Raw genomic sequence first — 22,411 nt, forward strand, 5'->3', positions numbered from 1 at the left:
CGTGGCCGTACCGGTCGGGATGCGAATGCCGTTGCGAGCCGCGCAGAGTGGTGCTCGGCCGCCTCCCGTGCACGGGCTTGACGCCGCGTCTCTTGGATGTGGGGCCGGCTCATCCGTCAGCCCTCTTCGCGGCCAACTTGGCGCGTTCTTCCGCCTCAACCTTGGCCATCATCTTGCGTTCGTTCCGATCGGCGTTGATGATCGCGCGGATGACGAACCAGAAGATGAGACCCATGATCACCGTCGGAAGCAAGGACCAGAGCGCGTTGAGCCACCAGTTCTCCAGGTTCATTTGCTTCTCCTTGCCGCAGGGTCGGGCTCGGCGATGAGTTGGGTCAGTCTGCGCAGCGAGTCCTCTAGTTGGGGGTCGTCGCCGCGTGAGAGTGCGCCTGCTTCCAAGGTGACTTGCGTCTCGCCGGACGACGAGAACCGGAACCAAACGCGTCGTCTGGGGACGAACAGTCCGAGGCCGAGGCCGAGTACGGCGAGCATCGTGAAGACGAAGACCGGAAGTTTGGTCGGGTCGTAGGCGAAGTCGAACGATGCGAACCTTTTGACGTCGACGAGTTCCACAGAACCCAGTCCGTTGGGAAGGTCCTCAGTGTCGCCGGGCCGAAGCTCTACCGAGTCGACGCCGGTGTCTCCGCCGGTGAGCTGCGTCATCTCCGAGGTGTCGAGGGAATATACGGACTTTGGCGTGCCGTCATCGACGCCTAGGTCGCCGGTGAAGATGTTGAGAGTCAGTACCGGATTGAGCAGGTCTGGGTACACGGATGCGTATGCGCCGGACTCCAGGGTGGACTGAGTGGGGTAGAAGAACCCGATGGCTCCCACCTGTGCCTCGAGTCCGTCCGGGACTTTCAGGACCCCGAGGCTGGTCAGGTTCGAGTCCTGCGGCAGGAACGGGATCTCTTCGCGGAGCACCGTGCGGCCGTCGGGATCCCTGAAAACGATCGTTGGCGCGTACCCATTGCCGAGGAGGTAGATCTCAGTTCCTTCGATCGCAAGGGGTTCGTTGACCCGGATCGTCGACGGCGTTGTTGTGGAGGACCCGGGGCCGCGGGTGTTGACGGTGGCGGTGTAGTCGGTGATGAATCCGAGGTTGGATGGGTCGCCCTCCAAGTAGCTCACCGAGAAGGCCTCGAGGTTGAGGGAGAACGCCGGTAGGGCGGAATCGGAGAAGAGTTGCCCGGCAGTGAAGGTGTCGTATGCGCCGCGCGTGTTCACGAAGGTTTCGCCCTCGACGATGACTCTCTGCCCTGCGTACCGATACCCACCTCCCACTGCAATGGAAATCAGAACCCCGATGAGGGACACGTGGAAGAGGAGGTTGCCTGTTTCGCGAAGGTAGCCGCGCTCTCCCGCGACCGATGAAGCGCCGCCGACAGTGTCGTAGTGGGCAATTCGGTATCCGGCTTTGCGGAGAACCTCACCCGCCTCTTCGGCGAGTTCGCGTACGTTCCGATCGCGCTTCGGGATGCTGGCGACCTCGCTCGCCGGGAGCCGAGAGAATCGTGCGGGGGTGCGGGGCGGCGCTTGCCGCAGCGCAGTGAAGTGGTGGCGTGCGCGCGGGATCACGCAACCGATGAGGGAGACGAAGAGTAGAAGGTACACGGCTGAGAACCACACCGATGTGTACACGGTGAAGAGCTGGAACGTCTCGAGCACCTGTGCACGCACCGGGTCCTCGCGGTAGATCAGGGCGACACCGTTGGGGTCGGCCGTTCGTTGCGGGACCAACGAGCCCGGAATGGCGGCGATCGCTAGAAGAAGAAGCAGGAGCAACGCTGTGCGCATGCTCGTGAGCAGGCGCCAGCTCCACCGGAGCCAGCCGGTCAACCCCAGTTTGGGTTGCCGGATCTCCTGTGACGGGTCTTGCTCAAAGTGGTCGTCGGGGCGGACGTCCGGCGCGTGCGTAGGTGTACGCAACGAGATTCCCTTCCTGATTCTCTCGATCGGTCGACAAATTGACATGCCAATGGACCCGCAATCGCGAGTCGTTGGGCAGTCGAATCAGGTTCGGCTGATCGAGAGGAGGTCGAGAGAAACCTGCGGTTGCGGCAGTTGGCTACGCGCGAGGAGCGGCCCTTGGGTGAGCCTGCGGGCGAGTGCGCCGAATCTCGGCTCGACGAGCGGGAGCAGGAAAAGCAGACCGAGCACGAGCCCGAAGACACAGGCGACGGTGACGATGTTGTGAAGGATTCCGCAAGACTGGTCGCAGTCAATGCCGTCGTTCTGCCCACCGCCAGCAGAATCCATAGATACGTCGGGGGCGGTGAGCACCTGGGCAATGACATGTGAGTCCGGCGAGATCGATGTCTCTGGGCTCAATGCGTGCATCGCCATGAACCCTAGAAGAAGTGCTGGGATGCCGATCAGCGCCAACAGCGCCCGCTCCCAAGGAGTGAAGCGGGCTGGTAGTCGTGTGTTTGACAATGACATGGCTCCACCTCCTCTGTGTCGGGAACTGCCCCGAGGGTACCAGCCGTCCCGTTTTGAACTCTGGGAGAGTCCGTAGAGTGTTTGACCCCGCTCTCTCTCGGGCCTTGCTCAGGCTGGGCGTTTAGTTTGGGTGCTCCCAGAGCCCGTGCGAGTCGTCGGACTGACGATTCGCTCGGTCGGTGCCTGGCCGGCCCTTGATGGTCGTCCACTGGCGAGACTCGCCTCTCAACCGGCCGCCCTCCGAAAGTGATTGTTTTGATACGCCCCCTTACGTTTTGCGCTGTCGGCGCGCTCATAATCGGCCTCAGCGTGCCGGCGGTAGCCGTGGCCGCACCCGAGCAACTGCCGGCCGACGCAGCTCCCGCCCTTTGGGAGGAACTGCCGCCTGAGCCTCAGAGCCTGTACGTTGCGAGCTTCCCCAGCGCGCCCCTGCAGCGCGACGCCTTTGGTGTCGAGACAGTTTCACCGCTGGAGATCGCCATCGCTTCCCGCACTGGCAGACTCGAGGTATGGCCCTCGACCGCTCCCGTGAACGACGGTTACGGATGGCGCGACGGGGGCGAGTTCCACAACGGCATCGACATCATGGCGGACTACAGCTCGCCGATCGTCGCCGCTTCCGCCGGCGTCGTGACCACCGTCACCGAGGACAATGGTTGGGGTCAGTACGTCAAGATCGACCACGGCAACGGCGTGTCTACCTTGTACGCACACATGATCTCGGGCTCACCGACTGTTGTAGAAGGCCAGACGGTCAGCGCCGGCGAACCAATCGGGTCCGTGGGTGACACCGGGTATGTGACGTTCTTCCATCTGCACTTCGAGGTGTACGTGGACGGGTCGCGAGTCGATCCCTACATCTGGCTGCCGTAGCCGCTAGCGGCAGCCCCTTCGTCCTTCCGGAGCGTTGATGGCGGCGGGGGCGCTAAAGGTGCTGGCCTTGGGGATCAGCGAGCGTGGCGTTTTGCTTCATTGATCGTGATCGGTGCCCGCAGACGCCGACCCAGCCGCGTCAACCTCTTGGCACTGATGATTTTCCTGTCGCTGCTTCGTCCACCGTGGATGCGGCCGCAGGTTTCGGTCCGCGGCCGTCTCTATACACCGAGGTCTCTGGTCCCGGGTGGCGTCGTGTCTGGACGATAAACAGCACGACACCCAGTGCGATCGCCACAAATGACGCCCAGATGTTCGCGGGGATCCCGAACAGGGCGTTGCTGGTCGGGTCGATCCGGATGGCCTCGAGCCAGCTGCGACCTAGGCCGTACCAAATGAGGTACAGCGCGAACGTGCGCCCCCACCGCAAGGTCAGACGCCGTTCGAGGAGCAGGATGATCGCAACCCCGACCAGGTTCCAAAGGATCTCGTACAAGAACAACGGGTGGAATAGGGTGCCCGCGGGCAGGTCCTTCGGGAACATGGTGTCGGTGGGCAGTATCTCCAGCCCCCACGGCAGGGTTGTCGGCAGGCCGAACAGTTCATGGTTGAAGTAGTTGCCGAAGCGACCGAGCGCCTGCGCGACGAGCATTGCCGGGGCTAGCGCGTCAGCGAACGACCAGAACCGGATCCCCGCCCGTCGACAGCCTATGTAGGCGCCGAGAGCACCGCCCAGCAGCGAGCCGTAGAGGGCGTTGCCCCCATCCCAGATCGCAAATATGTTCCACAGGTTGGCGTCGGGGAAGAAGTAGTCCCCGATGTGTGTGAACACGTGATAGAAGCGTGCCCCGACGATCCCGAGCGGCACAGCCCAGATGATGATGTCGAGCACGACACCGTTGTCGGCCCCACGCCTCGACAGTCGGCGTTGGGAGATGATCACCGCGGCGACTATGCCCGCGAGGATGCACAGGGCGTAGGTGTGGATTGTCAGCGGGCCGAGGTGGAACTGGGCCCACACCGGCGGAGGGCTGGGGATGCTGCTAGGAAGCATGTGCGGCGGACCTCCTGTGGCTGGCGGCACGGTGACGCCGTGGACAATCATCGTCGCGTGCTGTCGAAGTCACAATTTCGGTATCTAGTCGTGGGTGTGCGGGGTGGTGCGGTCGCCCGCGCTTGTGACGGTGCGGATCAGCATGTCGTCGAGATTGGGCAGGGCGTGGCCGAGTTCGTGTTCGGCCCTGTGAGCGATTGCTTCGGCCTCAGCAAGGCTGAGCCCTGGTGCGACCATGATGGTGGCGGTGCCTTGGAGTCGGTGGCCCACCCATCGGAGTTGCAGCCTCGGCACGGAGAGCACGCCTGTGGTGTGCTCAAGGGTGTGCTCGGCCTTGTCGACGAGTTCGGGTTCGATGCCGTCCATGAGGCGTCGGCCGATTGAACGGACGGTGCCCCACAGCAGAACGATGATCGCCGCGGAGATGATCAGGCCGACGATCGGGTCGGCCAGCGGGAAGCCGAGCATCACCCCGATCGCTCCGATGACTACGGCCAGTGAGGTGAACCCGTCGGTGCGGGCGTGAACGCCGTCGGCGACGAGGGCCGCGGAGCCGATCTTCTGCCCGACCCGAATCCGGTAGACGGCAACGGCTTCGTTGCCGATGAAGCCGATCACGCCGGCGGCGAGCACCCACCACAGGTTCTGTAGCGGCTGCGGGTTGATGATCCGCTCGATGGACTGCCACGCGGCGACGACCGCGGACAGGGCGACGACGGCAACGATGAACAGGCCGGCGAGGTCCTCGGCGCGACCGTAACCGAACGTGTAGCGGCGGGTCGCGATCCGTCGCCCAAGGAGGAAAGCAATCCACAGCGGGACTGCGGTAAGCGCGTCGGAGAAGTTGTGGATCGTGTCCGCCAGCAGCGCCACGGAGCCGCTGATGAGAACCACGGCGAGTTGGAGGATCGTTGTGCCGAGCAGGATGAACAGGCTGATCTTCAGCGCTCTAACGCCCTCCTTGCTCGCTTCCAGGGCGTCGTCGATGGAGTCCGCGGCATCGTGGGAGTGTGGGACGAACAGGCCGTAGAAGAACCCCCTGATGCCGGTCGGATGGCGATGCCCTCCAGCACCGTGATCAAGGTCGCCGTGTGCATGACCGTGATCGGCGGCGACGCCATGAGGGTGCTCGTGCACATCGTCGATACCGTCGTGCCCCGTGGCTGGCGTCTCATCACGAGGGTGCGGGTGTGTGTGGGGGCTGATCATGATTCCTCGGTGCTCTGCTCGTGGTGATGGCGGGGTGTGCTGCTGAGCGAGTGCTCCGCCTGGAAGATCGCGTCAGTGACCAGTTGAGAGGCGTGCTCATTCTCAAGTCGGTAGAAGACGCGCTGGCCCTCCTGGCGGGCCGTCACGACCCGTCCGAGGCGCATCTTTGCCAAATGCTGCGAGACCGCCGCCGGGGTCTTGTCAACGATGTCGGCCAGATGGTTGACCGAGAGCTCACCGTCGCGCAAAGCGAGGATCAGCCGAACGCGAGTTGCGTCGGCGAGCATCGCGAACACCTCGACCGCGAGCTCGACGAACTGACTGTCTGGCTCACGTCCGCACACCTGCTTATCTGCATCCATACGCAGATGATGTCACACGTCCGCTCTAGCGGCCACTCGGGGTGCCGCCGCCCGACCTCCGCTTGATGTCTCTGTGATGTCTCAGGGCCGTTCTAAAACTGACGGACCTCGTTGACAGTTGGGTCTTCCTTTTGGAAGGAAGATTCCATGACCAAAACTCTCTCAGCGGTGGCCGAGCGACAGCTCGATCGGCGCGCGAATCACAAGCTGGCCGTGCTGCGGCACGTCGAGGAAGTCAGCGGCAGCGTCGCGGCGACCTGCCGCTACTACGGCATCAGCCGCCAGGCCTACTACCACTGGCTCAAACGCTACGAGGCCGAAGGTCTCGAGGGGCTGAAAGATCGCTCCAGCGCCCCGCACCACTCACCCAACGCCACCCAGGCGGAGGTCGTGGAGAAGATCCTCTGGCTGCGCCAGCAATACCATTTCGGGCCGCAGAAGATCGTGATGTATTTGAAGCGCTACCACGACCTGAGCATCAGCGCCTCCGGGGTCTGGCGCATCCTGCACAAGGTCGGCCTGGGGCGCCTGCCCGCGTCGCAGCGATACAAACGCAAAGACACCAAGTGGAAGCGCTATGAGAAGCAGCGCCCCGGCCACGCACTGCAGGTCGATGTGAAGTTCATCGAGCCGCTCGGCCAAACAGGGAAGAAGAAGCGCTACTACCAATACACGGCCATCGACGACTGCACGAGGGTGCGGGTGCTGCGCGCCTACCCGACCCACGACCAGAAGACCGCGATCCGCTTTGTCGACCACGTGCTGTCGAAACTTCCGTTCAAGTTCGAGAAGGTCCAGACCGACAACGGCACCGAGTTCGGGCAGTCCTTCCACTGGCACCTGCTCGACAAGGGCATCAACCACGTCTACATCAAGCCGGCCACTCCGAGGCTGAACGGGAAGGTGGAGAGATCGCATCGAATCGATGCCGAGGAGTTCTACCGCCTCCTCGAAGGCCAGGTCATCGACGACGTCAACCTGTTCAACGACAAACTCCAAGAATGGGAGGACTACTACAACTACGATCGACCCCACGGAGCTCTCGCCGGCAGCACACCCTACGAACGTCTCAAACAGAAAACCCAAGACCCTCTGTCATAGGCCTACGTCAGTTGCACATGTCTCAGGGCCGTTGACGCTTCCCCACATTTTGCCCACGAATGCACAGGATCCACCCTGATCACGTCGACCAACTTTGATTCAGAGATCGGCTAGATTCCACGGAATTGCCGCCTGTTTGCTGGGCTCCGCTAGCGCCCGATTGTCCTGAAAATCGTGAGGTCACGGGATCGACGCCCGTCGGAGCCACCATATTTAGTGCTGGTCAGAGCCCCTTTTTCACGTAGGTCCGGTGCGCGAATCTTCATGAATCTGCATGGTTTGCCCACATTTGCCCACGGATCACCCACCGTCGCTTAGATCATTCGTGGGCAGTGATCTCGAAGGAGCCCGGAATCTCGCGGTTGTTCCACGATCAAAGGTCGTGAGGTCAGACGAGCTCGCTTCCCCACATCCAGCCGACCCACTCACCCGGGCGGATTCCTACTTGGTCCGGGCCGATGAGGGTTTCCGGTCGTCCTCATGGTTCGGATTCACCAATCGCCAGACGCTCCGCGCGTGCGGTGCGCCACACGGCACGCGCAGCATCCGCATTGAGTAGTCCGATAAGAATCCCCACGACAATGTCGGGCCACCCCGTTGTGAAGATCAGCCCGATCACTGCGGCGATGATCATCCCAATATTTGCCAGGGAGTCATTGCGTGCGGAGAGCCAAGCAGCTCGAACCAGGCTTCCCGGATGCTGGCGATGCCTCGCGAGGAGGATGGCGCACCCGAGATTCACGACAAGTGCGCCGGCTGCGGCGAGTGAGAATGCCGTGAATTCCGGCGATACGGGGTGAAGGATCTTCTGCACCGCCGTCCACACCGTGGCGATAGCCGGCACGAGGATCACAAACGCGAGCGCCCCGCCGACGGTGGCGCGAGCTCGGGGCGTCCAGGCGAACGCGAAGTAGACCAGCAGGTTGACGCTGGTGTCCTCGAGAAAGTCGACACTGTCGGCGAAGAGCGACACCGAGCCGATGAGGCGGGCGATGATGAACTCGACCACGAAGTAGCCGAAGTTGAGCACGGCGACAACCAACACGACCCTGCGAACTGCTGTATCCATCCGGAGGCTCACGCTAGGGGAATGTACACATCGACCGTAAGTCCGTCGCCCGGACGGTTGTCGAGGGCAATCTCTCCGCCCGAAACTGACACGATTCCGGCGACGATGGAGAGGCCGAGGCCCGCTCCCCCTCCAGTCCGCGCGTGATCAGCCCTCGAGAACCTGTCGAATGCGAGGGGCACGAACCCTTCCTCCATTCCCCCGGCAGTATCGGCGACTCGGAGCAAAACGTCCCTGTCGCGGGCGACGAGTGAGAGCTCGATGAGCCCCGTCTCCCCCATTGCGGCGAGGGCGTTGTTGACGAGGTTGTCGCAGACGCGTGCAAAGTCGGCCCCGCTGACTGCGACGGTGCGTTCGTCACCGGGTGCACTCGAATACTCGATCCGGATGTCGCGCCCACCCACACGTTGCCTCCCCCGATCGGCGGCATCCGACAGCTCGTTGACGAGCTCAAGGACGGTCGCGGAGCCAGGCGTCGCCTGCGCATCGATGCGGGAAAGCTCGAGCATCGAGGTGGCGAGGGCCGACAGTCGTGCGAGCGTGCGCTGAGCCGCCTGCACGTCAGCCTGCATCTTCGGAAGGGTATCCGCCTGGCTCTGCGCGAGTTCGAGTTGAGTCTGGATAATCGCGAGCGGAGTGCGGAACTCGTGGGAGGCGTCGGAGACGATCTGCCGCTCGCGCTCGGCCGATGTGCGCAGTTGGCTGATGAGTTCATTGAGGGTGCTGGCCAGCTCGGAGATCTCGTCCTGGGCGGGGCCCACTGGCAGCATCTCGTCGCCCGGAGTGGATACCAGCGTGGCAGCGCTGCGCCTCAGGCGGTCGACCGGGCGCAGTGCCGCAGTTCCGATGAACCAGGTCGCCGCACCGAAAGCGATGTTGATGCCGGCGATGCTCGCGATGAGCAGGAATGCGACCTGGTTGAGCACGGAGGTCTCGACGTCAATGCGGTTGGCAGTGACGACCTTCCAGACGCCGTTGTCAGTCTCCACACTCGTGACTCGGACGAGGAAGGTCACAGATCCGGCGAAGACGTTGCGTGTCGCGTCTGGCCGGTCGGTGAGGGTGTCCAGCTGAGCGGTGAGGGAGTCCGGGAGCGTATTGACCTGCACACCGGCATCCGGGCTGACGACCGCGACAAGTTGGTCCGCACCCGGCGGGTCAACCTCGTCGGTGCCGTCAGCGGTCAGGGCAGTGAGATACGGGCCTTCGACGTTCTCGAGCACCCTTACTTGCCCGTTGTAGACGATGCGCTGCACTTGGGTGAATATGACGATCCCCGCAACGATCGAGATCAGGATGGCGATGATGAGGCTGCCGCCGGTGATGCGTGCCCGGATGGTGAGCCGGGAGAGATTCATTTCGTTGTCGCGATCAGCTGGAAACCCACGCCGCGCGCGGTCACGATGCTCACGGGAGATTGCACGGTGTCGAGCTTCTTACGGACATAGCTGATGTACTGGTCGACGATATTCGGGTCGATGTACGACACCGAGCCCCAAATGGTGTCGATGATCTCGGCACGGGGCATGACTCGCGTGGCGTTCTCGGCCAGCAGGCGCAGCAGGTCGAACTCGGTGCGGCTTAGCCGCAGTTCCTTCCCGCCCGCGGTGATCTCGTGACGGGTCATGTCGATGTGCAGGCCGCCCACATCGAGCTTGGAGGCGCCGATCGAGTCCCGGCGACGAAGCGCCCTCAGTCGGGCCGCGAGTTCGGCGAACTCGAAAGGCTTCGTCAGGTAGTCGTCCGCCCCGGCGTCCAGGCCGCGCACGCGATCCTCGACGGCATCCCGTGCCGTCAGCAAGAGGATGGCCATGCCGTTGGTCTGCTCGCGCAGGCGCCGGCAGAGCTCGAAGCCGGACATGCCGGGAAGCATCACGTCGAGCACAGCGATGTCGTAGGGATCCTCGCCAGCGAGAGTGATGCCGTCGATACCGTTGTCGGCGAGGTCGACCGCGTAGCCCTCTCCCCGCAGTCCCCGGGCGAGGAGGGCTGCCATCTCGGGCTCGTCCTCGACTACCAGGATGCGCAGGGCCACGCGGTCCACCTTCCGTTGTGTTGCGATACTACGGCTACGCCGCGACTGCTTCGCCCACTGGCATCTCGAGTGCTGCCGCCTTGCGCTGACGTCCCACCTTGATTCCCAGGTAGGTGGCCACTCCGACAATGACGATCAAAAAGACGACGCTGGTTGCGGTCGCACCGATACCTAGACCGCCATCCGCGGGAGCCTGCGACAACAGGTCGCCGATGGAGGCGCCGAGCGGTCGGGTGAGGATGTATGCCGCCCAGAAGCAGAAGACGACGTTGGCGTGGAAGACGAACCGGGCGATGACGATCACACCGATGAGAGAGGCGAACAGGATGACCCCGACGAGGTAGCCGAGCCCCAGGCCTTCGGTGATGAGGTCACCGGAAGCGGTGCCCAGCGCGAAGGTGAAGAGGATCGCGACCCAGTAGAACGCCTCCCGCCGGCGCGTGAAGATGGTGTGGATCGACAGCGTCCGCTCCCGGTAAAACCAGATACCGAAGGTGACCGCAAGGAGCACACTGAAAATGATCGTGCTGGCCCACAGCGGCAGACCGATCACATCGGTCAGGTTGTCGGTGATGAGTGTCCCGACAACGCTGATGAGCACCACGACCGTCCAGTAGATACCGGACGTGTAGCGCTTGGTCACGAACTGGGCGATGAGCGCCGCGACAAGAAGCGCCCCCATGATGTAGCTCGTGATCTGGAGCCCCAGGCCGACATCGACATTGAGATAGTCGGCGAATGTCTCGCCGGTAGTGGTGGAGAGGATCTTGATCACCCAAAAGGCGAAGGTGATCTCGGGCACCCTGTTGAACAGGATGGTGCGGACGTGATCGGGCAGAGTGGCGTTTGTCATGCCCGTAGGCTCCCGGGGTCTGCTGACTGTCAGCCCGTGATCGGGGCCCGATCCGGTGAAGGTTCTTTCAGGATGCGAGCCCTGACGGCGCTCACGGCCGCAGTAACGAGCAGAGCAACAGACGCCCCCAGCACCGCGCCGGCGAGCACGTCGGAGAGCCAATGCACTAGCAGGTAGTTGCGGCTGGCCGCCATGAGGGGGATCCACACCGCCGCCAGAACCCTCGACCAAACAAACGGGAAGGCGATCACCAGGGCGACCGTGATCGCTGCCGCTGTGGTGGTGTGACCAGAGGGGAATGACGTCGACCCCGCCGGAACGATCCCGTCCGAGGGGCGCGGGCGGGCCACGGCCAACTTGATGAGCGAGGACAGCCCGGAGGCGACGGCTACTGTGAGGGCAACCGAGACGGCCGCAGTGAAGTGTCGTCGAATCGCAAGACCAGCAGTAAGAACAGCGGTGACGACCGTCATGGAGAGCGTGCCCCCCGCCACGTTGAGAAAGCGGGCCACCGCGAACGCGACAGGGTTTTTCTGACTGAGGAGGAAGTCGTGCCAGGGCTGGTCGAGCCCGAACGGCAGGTCGCGGCCTGTCGTCGCGATGACTAGACCCGCAACTATCACGATGACGATGCCGAGGGCGCCTAGGAAAGCGGCGGGGGGTCTGGTGGGGGTCATCCCGCCGACGCTAGATAGTGCAGCTGTGCAGTGACGCGAGATGGCGGCGCCCGCTCCTGAAAGTCTTCTCACAGAATCGGCCCGCTCGGGCAGGGTTTGAGAGATCTCGGACTGCGAGCATGTGCCGTGCCCATCAATCGCGTCCCTCAGGTCACTGCTCTGTTTTGGATACTCAAACTGCTCACCACTGGAACCGGCGAGACCGCATCCGACTTCCTCGTGAAGACTTTTGATCCGGTGCCGGTAGTTCTCATCGCCGCGGCGGTGTTCGTCGCAAGCTTTCTGCTGAAGATCTCAGTCGGCAGGTACTCGACCTGGCGGTATTGGCTCTTCGTGCTCATGGTCGCCGTGTTCGGCACGATGGTCGCGGATGTCATGCACATCGCACTCGAGGTGCCCTACGCCATTTCGACAATGGTGTTCGCCATCCTCCTAGGTGTCGTGTTTCTCCTGTGGTGGCGGGTCGAGCGAACCATCTCCATCCATTCGATCACCTCCCGCCGCCGCGAGATCTTCTACTGGTCCGCAGTGCTGGTGACCTTCGCACTCGGAACGGCTTTTGGTGACCTAACCGCGGTTACTCTCGGGCTCGGCTACCTCGCCTCCGGCCTGATTTTCGCAGGGCTCTTCGTCATCCCTCTAACTCTGACGAGCCTCCGAATCACGGAGATCACAACGTTCTGGATTGCGTACGCGCTCACCCGCCCGCTCGGCGCCTCCTTCGCGGACTGGATCGCCGTCGACGGTAGCCGCGGCGGGATGGGCGTCGGCACCGGGGTAGTGAGCCTGATCGGACTAGCCGGGATTGCTGCCCTGATCACTGGGGTCCAGCGGCGGTCTACTTCCTGAGAGCCTTCTCACCCGCCACCGTTCTCAGCGGGTGGTTCTCCGATGTTGACCGTGAAGGGTGCATACCAGCTGCTCGAGAGTCGAATGGCCGGAGGGAACCGGATGACAGTCCTAACGGCACCCCCAACCCGTCCGTCGGCGGCGCGGGGCACGCGCATCCGACCCGCACTTCTGTTGGGTGTGGTCGGCGGCATCGTCGGCTTCCTCGGCTCCTGGAATCCGTCGTACTGGGGCGACGAGGCCGCGAGTGTGATGTCCGCGTCGCGCAGTTGGCCGAGCCTTGCCGCCGAACTCTCAACGATCGACGCCGTCCACGGGGTCTACTACGTCTTCTTGAAGCTGTGGACGACCTTCTTCGGAACTTCCGAGCTTGCGACCAGACTCCCGAGCGCGATCGCCGCCGGGCTCATGGTCACGGGCACGGTCGTTCTCGTGCGGCACTTCGGAGATTCGCGACTCGCCGTCATCGCCGGCGTCGTCGCGATCGTGCTACCGCGAACGACGTTCATGGCAACCGAGGCGAGGTCATACGCCATGGGGGCGGCCGCCGCGGTCTGGTTGACGGTGCTGCTCGTAACGTTGATCCGTCGACGTTCGGCCTCACGATGGTGGATCGTCTACGGCGTCGCCATGGCGGGCAGCGTCTACCTGTTCCTGCACCTCGGCCTGCTCCTTGTGGTGCACGGGGCCTACCTGCTCCTTGCTGGGCGGGACGTCGTTCGGCACTGGGTGAAGTCCGCGATCCTGGCGCTCGTGCTCGCGGCACCCATGGTTCGGCTCGGATACGCGCAGCGCGAGCAGATCGACTTCCTCTCCCGACGCCACTATGCGACTGCTGAGAACGTGCTCGTCAACCAATGGTTCGGAAGCGTGCCCCCGGCCGTTCTGTGCTGGACGCTCATCGTGGTCGCCCTCGTCGTGCTGATCAGGAACCGTCGACCGCTGGGCATTCTCGCGCTCGCATGGTTGGTGGTGCCGACCGCCGCGCTGCTCGTCGGCAACGCGACCCTCTCCCCGATATACAACGTGCGGTACTTGACGTTCAGTACTCCCGCCGCAGCGATTCTGATCGCGGTGGGCGTCGCGACGGTCGCGCGATTCCGGATGCCCGCGGCGGCGGTCCTAGTCGCCGCAGTGGTCCTACTCGCCGTTCCGACGTACTTCGCCCAGCGCACGCCGTGGGCGAAGGATGGCGGAAGCGACTGGCGGCTCGTCGCCGAGTACGTGCAGGCCAACGCACATCCCGGAGACGCCGTCATCTTCGACCAGACCACCAAGCCGTCGCGAGACCCACGCCTGGCACTGCGTCTCTACCCAAACAGCTTCACGGGGCTGCGTGACATCGCGCTCGTCACACCGTTCGACGAGACATCCGGGCTCTGGGATCGTGTGGCCCCGCTCGCGGACACTCCCGCAGGGACGGACGTGTGGGCCGTCGAGCTAGCCCACGGGAACGAACTACCCGCTGACGTTGCCCTGCTCGAAGCACAGGGCTACCGCCTCGACTCGAGCACCCTAATCCATCGCACGACCGTCTACCACCTGATCAAGGAGTGACCATGCCCGAACGCACCCTCGTCGTTCTCCCGACGTACAACGAGAAGGACAACCTCGTCGAGATGGTCACACGGATCGGCGCGAGCGCACCGGAGGTCGACATCCTCGTCGTTGATGACAACTCCCCCGACGGAACGGGACAGCTCGCCGACCGTCTCGCGCGGGCCAACCCGCGCGTCCGCGTGCTCCACCGCGCGGCTAAGAACGGGCTCGGCGCCGCCTACCTCGAGGCCTTCGCCTGGGCGATCACCGCCGGCTACGACGTGGTGGTCGAGTGCGACGCGGACGGCTCGCACCACCCCGAGGAGCTTCACCGCCTGCTCGATGCGCTCGACACGCACGACATGGTGCTCGGCTCGCGCTGGGTGTTCGGCGGCAGGGTCGTCGACTGGCCGCGTTCGCGCGAGCTGCTCTCGCGCGGCGGCAGCTTCTACGCACGAATCCTTCTCGGGCTGCACCAGCGCGACGTGACGGGCGGGTACCGGGCATTCCGCACCGGCGCGCTGGAGGCGATCGGGCTCGGGAACGTCACGAGCCAGGGCTATTGCTTCCAGATCGAGATGCTCTGGCGCGCCAACCGCGCGGGCCTTCGCATCGCCGAAGTACCGATCACCTTCACTGAGCGTCGCTGGGGCGTCTCCAAGATGCGCGGGATGATCGTGCTCGAAGCCATGGCGCGAGTCACGATATGGGGCATCCGGGCGATGTTCGACCATCGAGCATCCGTACCCGCGAGGCACCTGACCCGTGTATAGGCGACTGCTGCGGGATCTGCTTCGATTCGGGCTCGTCGGGGGCCTCGGCTTCCTGATCGACGTCGGCCTGTTCAACCTCCTGCTGCTCACGGCCCTTTCACAGGCGCCGCTCGTCGCGAAGTCGATCTCCGTTCTCGCCGCGATCGGCGCCAACTGGGCGGGCAATCGGTGGTGGGCGTTCCGCGATCGACGCGGGTCGCATGCCGGGCGTGAAGCTCTCGCCTTCCTCATAATCAGCCTCGCGGGCAGCGCGATCTCGCTCGGATGTCTCGGCCTCACCCACTACGTCTTCGGATTCACCACGCCGCTGGACGACAACCTCTCAGCTAACGTCCTGGGGCTCGCCCTGGGTTCAGCATTCAGGTTCGTTGCGGTGCGAGCCTGGCTGTACCGCCACCCCACAACGAGACTCGCCCCGGCGACTGACGCGGTAGTCGTCACTTAGGGTCATCGGTATGGCCCTGTGGATCGGAACGGCAGTGGCACTTCTGCTGCTCGCGGCCATCGCGACAATCGGTCTCACGGGCTTCCGCATTGCCCAGCCTCGCGCTGCCCTGCTCGCCCTTGGTCGGGCCGTACTGCAGCTCGGCGCGCTGAGCCTCGTGCTCACGGGCATCCTGAAGGATCCGCTCTGGGTGGGTGTCGGGCTCGCCGTCATGTTCGTAGCGGCAGTGGGTACGGCTGCCCGACGATCGCGGTCCCCGTGTCTGCCACTGGCGGCATCCATGCTGCTCGGCCCGCTCATCGCCATGACCATCGTCTTCCTCACCGGAGCCATCGAGTTCTCACCGCGCTACGTGCTCGCGATCGGCGGCATCGTCATCGGCAACACAATGACCATCGCGATCCTGACTCAGCGCGTGTTCCGCACCTCAGTGCTCGACCACTGGGACGAGGTCGAGGGCTGGCTCGCCCTCGGCGCTACCCCGCGCCAATCGACACTCGACCTCGGTCGCCGCGCCATCCACACTGCACTGCTGCCGTCCATCGACCAGACCCGGACCACGGGAATCGTGGTGCTGCCCGGCGCTTTCGTCGGCGCCATCTTCGCGGGCGCCTCCCCGCTCGAGGCCGGACGGTTCCAGGTCGTCGTGCTCGCCTGCATCCTCGCCGCCGGCGTGCTCACGAGCGTGACCCTTACTCGCCTGGGTAGCTCGGTGGCGGAGCGCCCGCTCGACGAGACGATCTCCTGAGAAGAGTCTCACCGTGCGGGGCCCGATTCCGGGGCTGCGTCGGAGCCGCAATCGCAAGAGTCACTCCATGGCCAGTGAACTCCAGCTCGATGTCGTCATCCCCGTGCACAACGAGGAACTGGGGCTCGCAGCGAGCGTACGCGAACTCCATGCCACGCTCTCCGAACTTCTGCGGAAACCATGGCGCATCACCATTGCCGACAACGGCAGCACGGATGCCACGCCTCTGATTGCCCAAGGGCTCGCCCTCGAGTTCCCGGAAGTCACGCTGCTCAGCGTTCGCGAACCGGGTAGAGGACGCGCACTCAAGACTGCCTGGCTGGCCTCCGACGCCGAGATCGTCGCCTACGTGGACGCCGATCTCTCGACCGACTTGCGCGCTCTCGCTCCGCTTATCGCTCCGCTTGTCTCGGGCCACTCCGACCTCGCGATCGGAACGCGCCTCACTCCGACTTCGCGAGTAGTGCGCGGTGCCAAGCGAGAGTTCATCTCCCGGTCCTACAACGCCATACTCAAGTACGGCATGGGGGTCTCGATCACCGACGCCCAATGCGGTTTCAAAGCGATGCGCCGCGACGTGGCCGAGCGCCTGCTGCCATTGGTGCAAGACACCGGATGGTTCTTCGATACCGAGCTGCTCGTCATCGCCGAGCGGTCAGGTCTGCGCATCCATGAAGTACCCGTGGATTGGATTGATGATGAGAACTCCAGCGTCGACGTCGTCACCACCGCTATTGCTGACCTCAAAGGGCTGGCGCGTATCGCACGATCACTGGCCGACGGGACGATTCCCGTCGAGACGCTCTACGCGGAGATCGGCCGGCATCCGTTCGAGCGCCCGAAGCAGAGCTTTCTGAGCCAAGTGGTGCGGTTCGCGCTCGTGGGTGGAGCATCCACCGTCGCGTACGCGCTGCTCTACCTTCTGCTTCAGACTGTCATGCCCGCTCAAGTCGCGAACTTCGTCGCCCTGCTCAGCACAGCAGTCGCCAACACCTGGGCAAATCGCCGATTCACGTTCGGGGTGAGGGGCCGCCCCGGCGCGGCACGTCACCACGTGCAAGGCCTCGTGGTGTTCGCGATCGCATGGGCGATCACAGCCGGCGCGCTCGGATCGCTGCATGCTGTCATGCCGGCCGCGTCCCCTCAGCTCGAGCTGGTCGTTCTGACGGGCGCTAATCTGCTCGGCACGGCCGTGCGGTTTGTCCTCCTGCGGGTGTGGGTGTTCCGCAACCGCGCGGTTCCCGCGATTCTCTCCCTCACGCCACGCGATGAGATGTCGCGCGACAGGGTTCTCGGCAGATGAGCATCTGGATCAGTCGGCACGGCGAGAAGCTCGCGCTCGGCGCACTGCTCGGGCTCACCGCACTGCTTTATCTCGTGAACCCCGCCGTGAACGGCTGGGCCAACTCCTACTACTCGGGCGCCGCACAAGCCGGCTCTTTGGACTGGACGGCGTTCCTTTACGGATCCTCCGACCCCGGCAACACCATCACCATCGACAAGCCGCCCGCAGCGCTCTGGCCCATCGCGCTTTCGATCCGCCTGTTCGGGTTGAATGCCGCGTCGATCCTGCTGCCACAAGCCCTGATGGGAGTCGCAACTGTCGCGGTGCTCTACGCGAGCGTGCGTCGCGGATTCCCGGCAGCGACGGCGCTCCTTGCTGGTGTGCTCGCGGCGGTGACCCCAGTAGCCGCTCTCATGTTCCGGTACAACAACCCAGACGCGCTCCTCGTGCTGCTGCTGACTTCAGCCATCTACTTCACCGTGCGCGGGATCGAGCGTCCGAGTGCGAAGTGGATGGCCCTCGCGGGGACGGCCGTGGGCGTGGGCTTCCTCACCAAGGAGCTGCAGGCGTTTCTCGTCCTTCCCGCGCTGGTCATCATGTACCTCGTCTTCGCCTCGACCAGCCTCCGGCGACGGATCGGCCACCTCCTGGTTGCACTAGGTGCCCTCATCGTGTCGGCGGGTTGGTGGGTCGCCCTCATCCTCTTAGTACCCGCGACCTCTCGCCCGTTCGTCGGCGGATCGCAGTCCAACAACTTTCTCGACGTCGTGCTCGGATACAACGGCATAGGCAGGATCACCGGCAACGGGTACGGCAACGGCTCATCATCGTCGAGCTCCGCTGGAATCGATCGACTCCTCAGCGGCTACCTGGCCGGCCAGATTGGCTGGCTTCTACCCGCAGCCATCGTCCTGCTTGCGATCGCGCTCATGCTCGTAGGTCGGGCGAGTCGCTCAGACCTTCCCCGAGCGATAATTCTGCTCTTCAGTGGCACACTCGTCGCAACGACGCTCGCCCTTAGCTTCATGTCGGGAATCTTTCACGGCTACTACGTCGTCGCAATGGTCCCGAGCATCGCGGCTCTCGTCGCCATGGGTGCGACGCTTCTCTGGCAGGAGCGCCGCGACTTACGCGCCCGCGTTGCCCTCGCGGTTATCGTCACAGGTTCAGCCGGATGGGCATTCGCCATCCTCCGCCGCTACCCGGTTCTCGGCGGGCTCGACTGGGTCACGCTCTTGCTTGCCGTGATGGCGTCGGTCCTGCTCACCCTCCCACCGCGGGGACGGTTCATCGCGGCGCTAGCTGCAACTACCGCCCTCGCCAGCCTTACGTCGGGCCAACTCGCCTACTCGATCCAGACCACTACGGCCTCGCACACAGGATCCGGTCCGATCGCCGGGCCAGCATCGGGGCCCAGCAAGAAGAGCGCCAACGGGATCTCGGCTTCTGCCGCAGCGGCTCTGTCAAAGGACGCCGCGTCCTACCGTTGGGTTGCCGCCGCCGTGGGATCGTCGCTCGCAGCCGACCTGCAGCTCGCCACGGGCCATCCAGTCATGCCGCTGGGCGGCTTCAAGAGGAGCGATCCCGCACCAACACTCGAGGCCTTCCAAGCACTGGTCGGGGCACACGCGATTCACTACCTTCTGCCGAGCTCCACGGGCGGCTCCTCCCAATCCGCGTTGATTGTCAGATGGGTAAAGGCAAACTTCGCGCGAGTGAATATCGGCGGGATCGACGTCTACGACCTCGCTGTCGCGCCGTCTGCCGCGAATGCGACACAGGGCCCGACAGCACTGATCTCGCTGTGAGAAACCCCAGGGCGATGCACTCCGGGTCGTTGTCAGAGCGACACCTCGACGATGGGCGGAGTCACTTCCGCGGCGCGAGCGACAGCGGCCGGGATCGACTTCGGCCGGCGCGCAGCTCTCACGCCGTTGAGGATGACCACCAGCTCCGCGATCTCATGCACGAGTACAACACCCGCGAGCCCCAGCACGCCGAGGAGGGCCAACGGGAACAGCACGATGATGATGCCGAGAGACAGAACAATGTTGCCTGTCATGGTCCGTCGGCCGCGGCGCGCATGCAGAAGTGCGGTGGTGAGTAGTCGAAGGTCGTTGCCGGTGAATGCGACGGACGCGGACTCGAGGGCCGCGTCGGAGCCGGTGACACCCATGGCGATACCTACGTCCGCGGCTGCGAGGGCGGGCGCGTCGTTGATTCCGTCGCCAACCATTGCTGTGCTCTGAATCGCAACGAACGACTCAATTGCTGCCGCCTTGTCAGCGGGAAGCAATTGAGCCCGTACGTCCGTGATGCCCGCCTGCGCGGCAAGCGCGCGAGCGGTGCGCTCGTTGTCTCCCGTGAGCATGACGGTGCCGATGCCCGCGGCGGCGAGCTGCTTGACCGTTTCGACTGCCTCGGGCTTCAATTCATCACGGATGCCGAGCCGTCTGTGGTGATGGGCCGAGAAACTCGGTGGATGTCAGATTGGCGATCGGCGAGAGGCTTCAAGGTGAGGTCTCCAGCCGTCGATCGGGATCGACCTCATCGGCACCTGCTAGCGCATTCTTTTGTCCACGTGGAGCTCCGTCGGAGGGCGCATTGCTGCCGGCCTTGATCGCCGCAAGAAACGCCTTCACTGCTTCGGATTGGTACCGGCTGGGGTCAAATCTCGCCGTTGGTACCTTCCCGGCAAGAAAGGACTCCATCCCTGCGGCGAGGGCATCGTCAGACTGCTGAACCACCAGGCCGGCGCCCGGTGCCAGCGCACCTCCAACTGACTTGAAATCCACGCTAACGATTGGCGTCCCGATGATCTGCGCCTCGAGGAGGACCATCGGCTGACCTTCGTAGTCGCTCGAGAGCACGAAGCAGTCTGCTGCGGCCATGAGGGCGAAGGGGTTTTCGGAGTGGCCGCAGAGGAGAACTGAGCCGCCGAGCCGCAGCCTATCGGCGAGGTCGCGGAGGTCACTGGTGAGTGGCCCATCGCCGACGATGAGCAACTGGGTCGCAGGGTCGCGGGCATGCACTTGGGCGAACGCCCGAATGAGTCGCGCGTGGTTTTTCTCCGGCGATAGTCGGCCCACGTTCACGAAGGTCGTCATCATCGGTCGGGCAAGAAAGTCGGCCGCCGGACCATCGATGGATTGCCTCGCGTTCCATTCGATTTGCGTTGAGTCGATGGTATTTGGTGCCGATGTGAACTTTGCAGCGGGGCCGTACGCGCCGAGAGATTGGCGGTTGATCTCGGATAGTTCGGCCGAGACGGAGACGAGATGGTCGTACTCGTCGTAGAGCTTGAAAATCTGAGTGAGGCTGTGCCTCATGCGTTTCCGGCGGCGAACGACGCGATGAGCGTCAGCCGCGAGGTCGTTGTGGAGCCAGATAGATCGCACCGCCCCGGGCGCGTGCAGAAGCAGAGCGGCCCAGAACGGGCCGTACCCACTGAAGTCGATAACGTGGTCGAACCGAGTGTCAGATCCGAAGCAGCGTGTCCATTCGTCATCCCAGAGTTGTTGTCGCCGAGCGTCCCGGTTGTGGTTTCGGATGCGGCCGAGACGAAAGTCCATGTACCGCACGAACTGGTCGGCTTTGGATCCGTTCATGCCGCCCACCCGAGGGAATTGACGCACCCGCGGATCGATCGCGTGCTGGTTTCGGAGAGAGTCTGCGGAGGCGGAAGCGGGGTAGAAGACCGACACGTCGAACCGATCGTGGTCAAGCGAGGTGAGAAGGTTCAGCGCCGAGGAGGTAATTCCGTTCGATCGCATTCCACCGAGGTGGATCAGCATCGAGGTCCGCCCGTCCTCGGTGCCCCTGTGCATCCGGGCGCCGTCAGGGATACCTCGAAAGACTATGTCGACGATTCTGTGGGTGCTGTGTCCGTCCTCGTATGGAACCACCGTGTGACTCGTCGCCCGATAGCGTTCTTGGTCGGCAACGGAGGTCGGGGTAACGTTCGAGACTGCGTTCGCCAGATCCCGCACTGAGGTGCAGATCGGACCGGGCCAGTCCTTGGGATCGGCATACAGCCCGCGGGAGCCGTCATATTCGTCGAAGTCCGGGATGAAGTAAAGAACGGGCTTGCCGGTCGCGAGAAAGTCGTAGGCGATGCTCGAGTAATCGGTGACGAGGATCGTGGTCAGGCCGAGCACCACGTTGGTTGGAATGTCGTTCGGCACGAGCGCACCGCGCACATCGGGGCGGTCTCGTCCCAGTGAGTAGATCGACTGGTGAGTCTTGAGGAGCACGACGTACTCGTCGGAGTTGATCAGCCCGGTGAGCTCGGCGACGTGGTCGGCCAACGCATCGAGATCATCTGTAGGGCGGGCGAAGGTGGCGCCTTTCCACGTTGGCGCGTAGAGGATGACTTTCCGGTCGCCAATCGGCAGCCCCGCTTCGATCAGCTTCCCGCGCTCGATGTTGATTGCCGCGGAGGCGAGCATCTGGCGATCGATGCGGGGATACCCCTCCTCGATGATGGTGCCTCGATAGATGCCCTTGAGGCGGTATGCGCGCCAGTACATGTCGGTCATGACTGGATTCGCGGAAATGAGGAAGTCCGCTGCGACGAAGTTCCGGATGACGTTGGCGGCCTCTTTCGCGCCGCCTGGCATGTCGTATCCCATCTTCTTGAGAGGGGTTCCGTGCCAAGTGTTGATGTATTGCTGCCCGGGCCTTTTGGCGAAGTCGGCCGGGAACGTGGCGTTGTTAATGAGGTACTGGCTCGTCGAAAGCGCCCTCAAATACGCAGCCGATCCGTATCGAACGATGGTCACTCGGGGGTCAGCGGCGAATTCTGACTGCGCGGAACGATTGTGACGCGGTTGGGAGATCGCCCAGATGTGTCGAAGGTGGGCCATGTCGGGGGCACTCAGTAGTTCGCGAAAGATGGCTTCGGGATTGCACAGCATCCCGCTGCCGGCGAAGGACTCGTAGAGCACGGTGCTCGCTCGGATCTGGTGTCGGCGCCAGTAAGCGTGGACTTCGAACCGGGCGATCCTGCGGATGCGCGCCAAAATGCGCGTCAGCGGCTTGATCGTCATGACAGGTGAGACTGCGGGCCGACCAACGACTGCTGGCCGGCCCGCTGCC

The 22,411-nt window shown here is 63.8% G+C and carries 21 protein-coding genes and 1 pseudogene; 9 read left to right on the plus strand and 13 right to left on the minus strand.

Annotation, left to right across the window (positions count from 1 at the left end):
- Positions 1-109: 109 nt before the first annotated feature.
- From AC1RTC_RS07865 to AC1RTC_RS07875, 3 genes are all read right to left on the minus strand, one after another.
- Positions 110-292, minus strand: coding sequence for a hypothetical protein (locus AC1RTC_RS07865; RefSeq protein ID WP_493154958.1), 183 nt, complete (start codon positions 290-292; stop codon positions 110-112).
- The gene (resB, locus tag AC1RTC_RS07870; RefSeq protein WP_493154959.1) at positions 289-1,839 is read right to left on the minus strand and encodes a cytochrome c biogenesis protein ResB; all 1,551 of its coding nucleotides are present in this window, start codon (positions 1,837-1,839) and stop codon (positions 289-291) included. Before resB ends, AC1RTC_RS07865 begins: the two co-directional genes overlap by 4 nt.
- A gap of 174 nt (positions 1,840-2,013) precedes the next feature.
- Positions 2,014-2,442 (minus strand): hypothetical protein, encoded by a 429-nt coding sequence (locus tag AC1RTC_RS07875; protein ID WP_493154960.1) that lies wholly within the window; start codon positions 2,440-2,442, stop codon positions 2,014-2,016.
- Between the two features lie 324 nt (positions 2,443-2,766).
- Here AC1RTC_RS07875 and AC1RTC_RS07880 point away from each other — a divergent pair, with 324 nt between their 5' ends.
- Positions 2,767-3,315 (plus strand): M23 family metallopeptidase, encoded by a 549-nt coding sequence (locus AC1RTC_RS07880; RefSeq protein ID WP_493154961.1) that lies wholly within the window; start codon positions 2,767-2,769, stop codon positions 3,313-3,315.
- Between the two features lie 139 nt (positions 3,316-3,454).
- Here AC1RTC_RS07880 and lgt read toward each other — a convergent pair whose 3' ends face one another.
- From lgt to AC1RTC_RS07895, 3 genes are all read right to left on the minus strand, one after another.
- Positions 3,455-4,369, minus strand: coding sequence for a prolipoprotein diacylglyceryl transferase (gene lgt, locus AC1RTC_RS07885; protein ID WP_493154962.1), 915 nt, complete (start codon positions 4,367-4,369; stop codon positions 3,455-3,457).
- Positions 4,370-4,453: 84 nt separating this feature from the next.
- Entirely contained in the window at positions 4,454-5,578 is a 1,125-nt protein-coding gene (locus AC1RTC_RS07890; RefSeq protein ID WP_493154964.1) for a cation diffusion facilitator family transporter, read from the minus strand.
- Positions 5,575-5,940 carry an ArsR/SmtB family transcription factor gene (locus AC1RTC_RS07895; protein ID WP_493154965.1) on the minus strand — a complete coding sequence of 122 codons (366 nt, stop codon included), beginning with the start codon at positions 5,938-5,940 and terminating at the stop codon, positions 5,575-5,577. The genes AC1RTC_RS07890 and AC1RTC_RS07895 overlap by 4 nt, the downstream gene beginning before the upstream one ends.
- 147 nt (positions 5,941-6,087) lie before the next feature.
- Here AC1RTC_RS07895 and AC1RTC_RS07900 point away from each other — a divergent pair, with 147 nt between their 5' ends.
- Positions 6,088-7,041 carry an IS481 family transposase gene (locus AC1RTC_RS07900; protein WP_493154966.1) on the plus strand — a complete coding sequence of 318 codons (954 nt, stop codon included), beginning with the start codon at positions 6,088-6,090 and terminating at the stop codon, positions 7,039-7,041.
- Positions 7,042-7,519: 478 nt separating this feature from the next.
- On the opposite strand, the gene AC1RTC_RS07905 is transcribed toward AC1RTC_RS07900, so the two are convergent.
- Genes AC1RTC_RS07905 through AC1RTC_RS07925 form a run of 5 tightly spaced genes read right to left on the minus strand, consistent with a single transcriptional unit; the run spans position 7,520 to position 11,675 of the window.
- Complete coding sequence (locus AC1RTC_RS07905) at positions 7,520-8,110, minus strand: cation efflux transmembrane domain-containing protein (protein ID WP_493154967.1); 591 nt, start codon at positions 8,108-8,110, stop codon at positions 7,520-7,522.
- An 8-nt stretch (positions 8,111-8,118) separates the two neighbouring features.
- A complete protein-coding gene (locus tag AC1RTC_RS07910) occupies positions 8,119-9,468 on the minus strand; it encodes a sensor histidine kinase (protein WP_493154968.1) in 1,350 nt (449 codons plus the stop codon).
- Positions 9,465-10,145, minus strand: coding sequence for a response regulator transcription factor (locus tag AC1RTC_RS07915; protein ID WP_493154969.1), 681 nt, complete (start codon positions 10,143-10,145; stop codon positions 9,465-9,467). Before AC1RTC_RS07915 ends, AC1RTC_RS07910 begins: the two co-directional genes overlap by 4 nt.
- A 34-nt stretch (positions 10,146-10,179) precedes the next feature.
- Positions 10,180-10,998: a COG4705 family protein gene (locus AC1RTC_RS07920; protein ID WP_493154970.1), complete on the minus strand. Its 819-nt coding sequence runs from the start codon at positions 10,996-10,998 to the stop codon at positions 10,180-10,182.
- A gap of 29 nt (positions 10,999-11,027) precedes the next feature.
- Entirely contained in the window at positions 11,028-11,675 is a 648-nt protein-coding gene (locus tag AC1RTC_RS07925; RefSeq protein ID WP_493154971.1) for a phosphatase PAP2 family protein, read from the minus strand.
- Positions 11,676-11,801: 126 nt separating this feature from the next.
- On the opposite strand from AC1RTC_RS07925, the gene AC1RTC_RS07930 reads away from it, so the two are divergent.
- From AC1RTC_RS07930 to AC1RTC_RS07960, 7 genes are all read left to right on the plus strand, one after another.
- Positions 11,802-12,524, plus strand: coding sequence for a COG4705 family protein (locus AC1RTC_RS07930; protein ID WP_493154973.1), 723 nt, complete (start codon positions 11,802-11,804; stop codon positions 12,522-12,524).
- 102 nt (positions 12,525-12,626) lie between these two features.
- Positions 12,627-14,081, plus strand: a complete 1,455-nt coding sequence (locus tag AC1RTC_RS07935) for a glycosyltransferase family 39 protein (protein ID WP_493154974.1) — start codon at positions 12,627-12,629, stop codon at positions 14,079-14,081.
- A gap of 2 nt (positions 14,082-14,083) precedes the next feature.
- Complete coding sequence (locus AC1RTC_RS07940) at positions 14,084-14,836, plus strand: polyprenol monophosphomannose synthase (protein WP_493154975.1); 753 nt, start codon at positions 14,084-14,086, stop codon at positions 14,834-14,836.
- The gene (locus tag AC1RTC_RS07945; RefSeq protein ID WP_493154976.1) at positions 14,829-15,281 is read left to right on the plus strand and encodes a GtrA family protein; all 453 of its coding nucleotides are present in this window, start codon (positions 14,829-14,831) and stop codon (positions 15,279-15,281) included. The genes AC1RTC_RS07940 and AC1RTC_RS07945 overlap by 8 nt, the downstream gene beginning before the upstream one ends.
- Before the next feature lie 10 nt (positions 15,282-15,291).
- The gene (locus AC1RTC_RS07950; RefSeq protein WP_493154977.1) at positions 15,292-16,029 is read left to right on the plus strand and encodes an ABC transporter permease; all 738 of its coding nucleotides are present in this window, start codon (positions 15,292-15,294) and stop codon (positions 16,027-16,029) included.
- A gap of 67 nt (positions 16,030-16,096) precedes the next feature.
- The gene (locus AC1RTC_RS07955) at positions 16,097-17,332 is read left to right on the plus strand and encodes a bifunctional glycosyltransferase family 2/GtrA family protein (protein ID WP_493154978.1); all 1,236 of its coding nucleotides are present in this window, start codon (positions 16,097-16,099) and stop codon (positions 17,330-17,332) included.
- Positions 17,329-19,122 (plus strand): glycosyltransferase family 39 protein, encoded by a 1,794-nt coding sequence (locus AC1RTC_RS07960; RefSeq protein WP_493154979.1) that lies wholly within the window; start codon positions 17,329-17,331, stop codon positions 19,120-19,122. The genes AC1RTC_RS07955 and AC1RTC_RS07960 overlap by 4 nt, the downstream gene beginning before the upstream one ends.
- 32 nt (positions 19,123-19,154) lie before the next feature.
- Here AC1RTC_RS07960 and AC1RTC_RS07965 read toward each other — a convergent pair.
- Positions 19,155-19,766, minus strand: a pseudogene (locus AC1RTC_RS07965) (HAD-IC family P-type ATPase); the annotation flags it as partial.
- Between the two features lie 58 nt (positions 19,767-19,824).
- Entirely contained in the window at positions 19,825-22,362 is a 2,538-nt protein-coding gene (locus AC1RTC_RS07970; RefSeq protein WP_493154980.1) for a CDP-glycerol glycerophosphotransferase family protein, read from the minus strand.
- Positions 22,363-22,411: the final 49 nt, after the last annotated feature.

It is taken from the genome of Rhodoglobus sp. GW821-FHT12B09 (assembly GCF_058809925.1).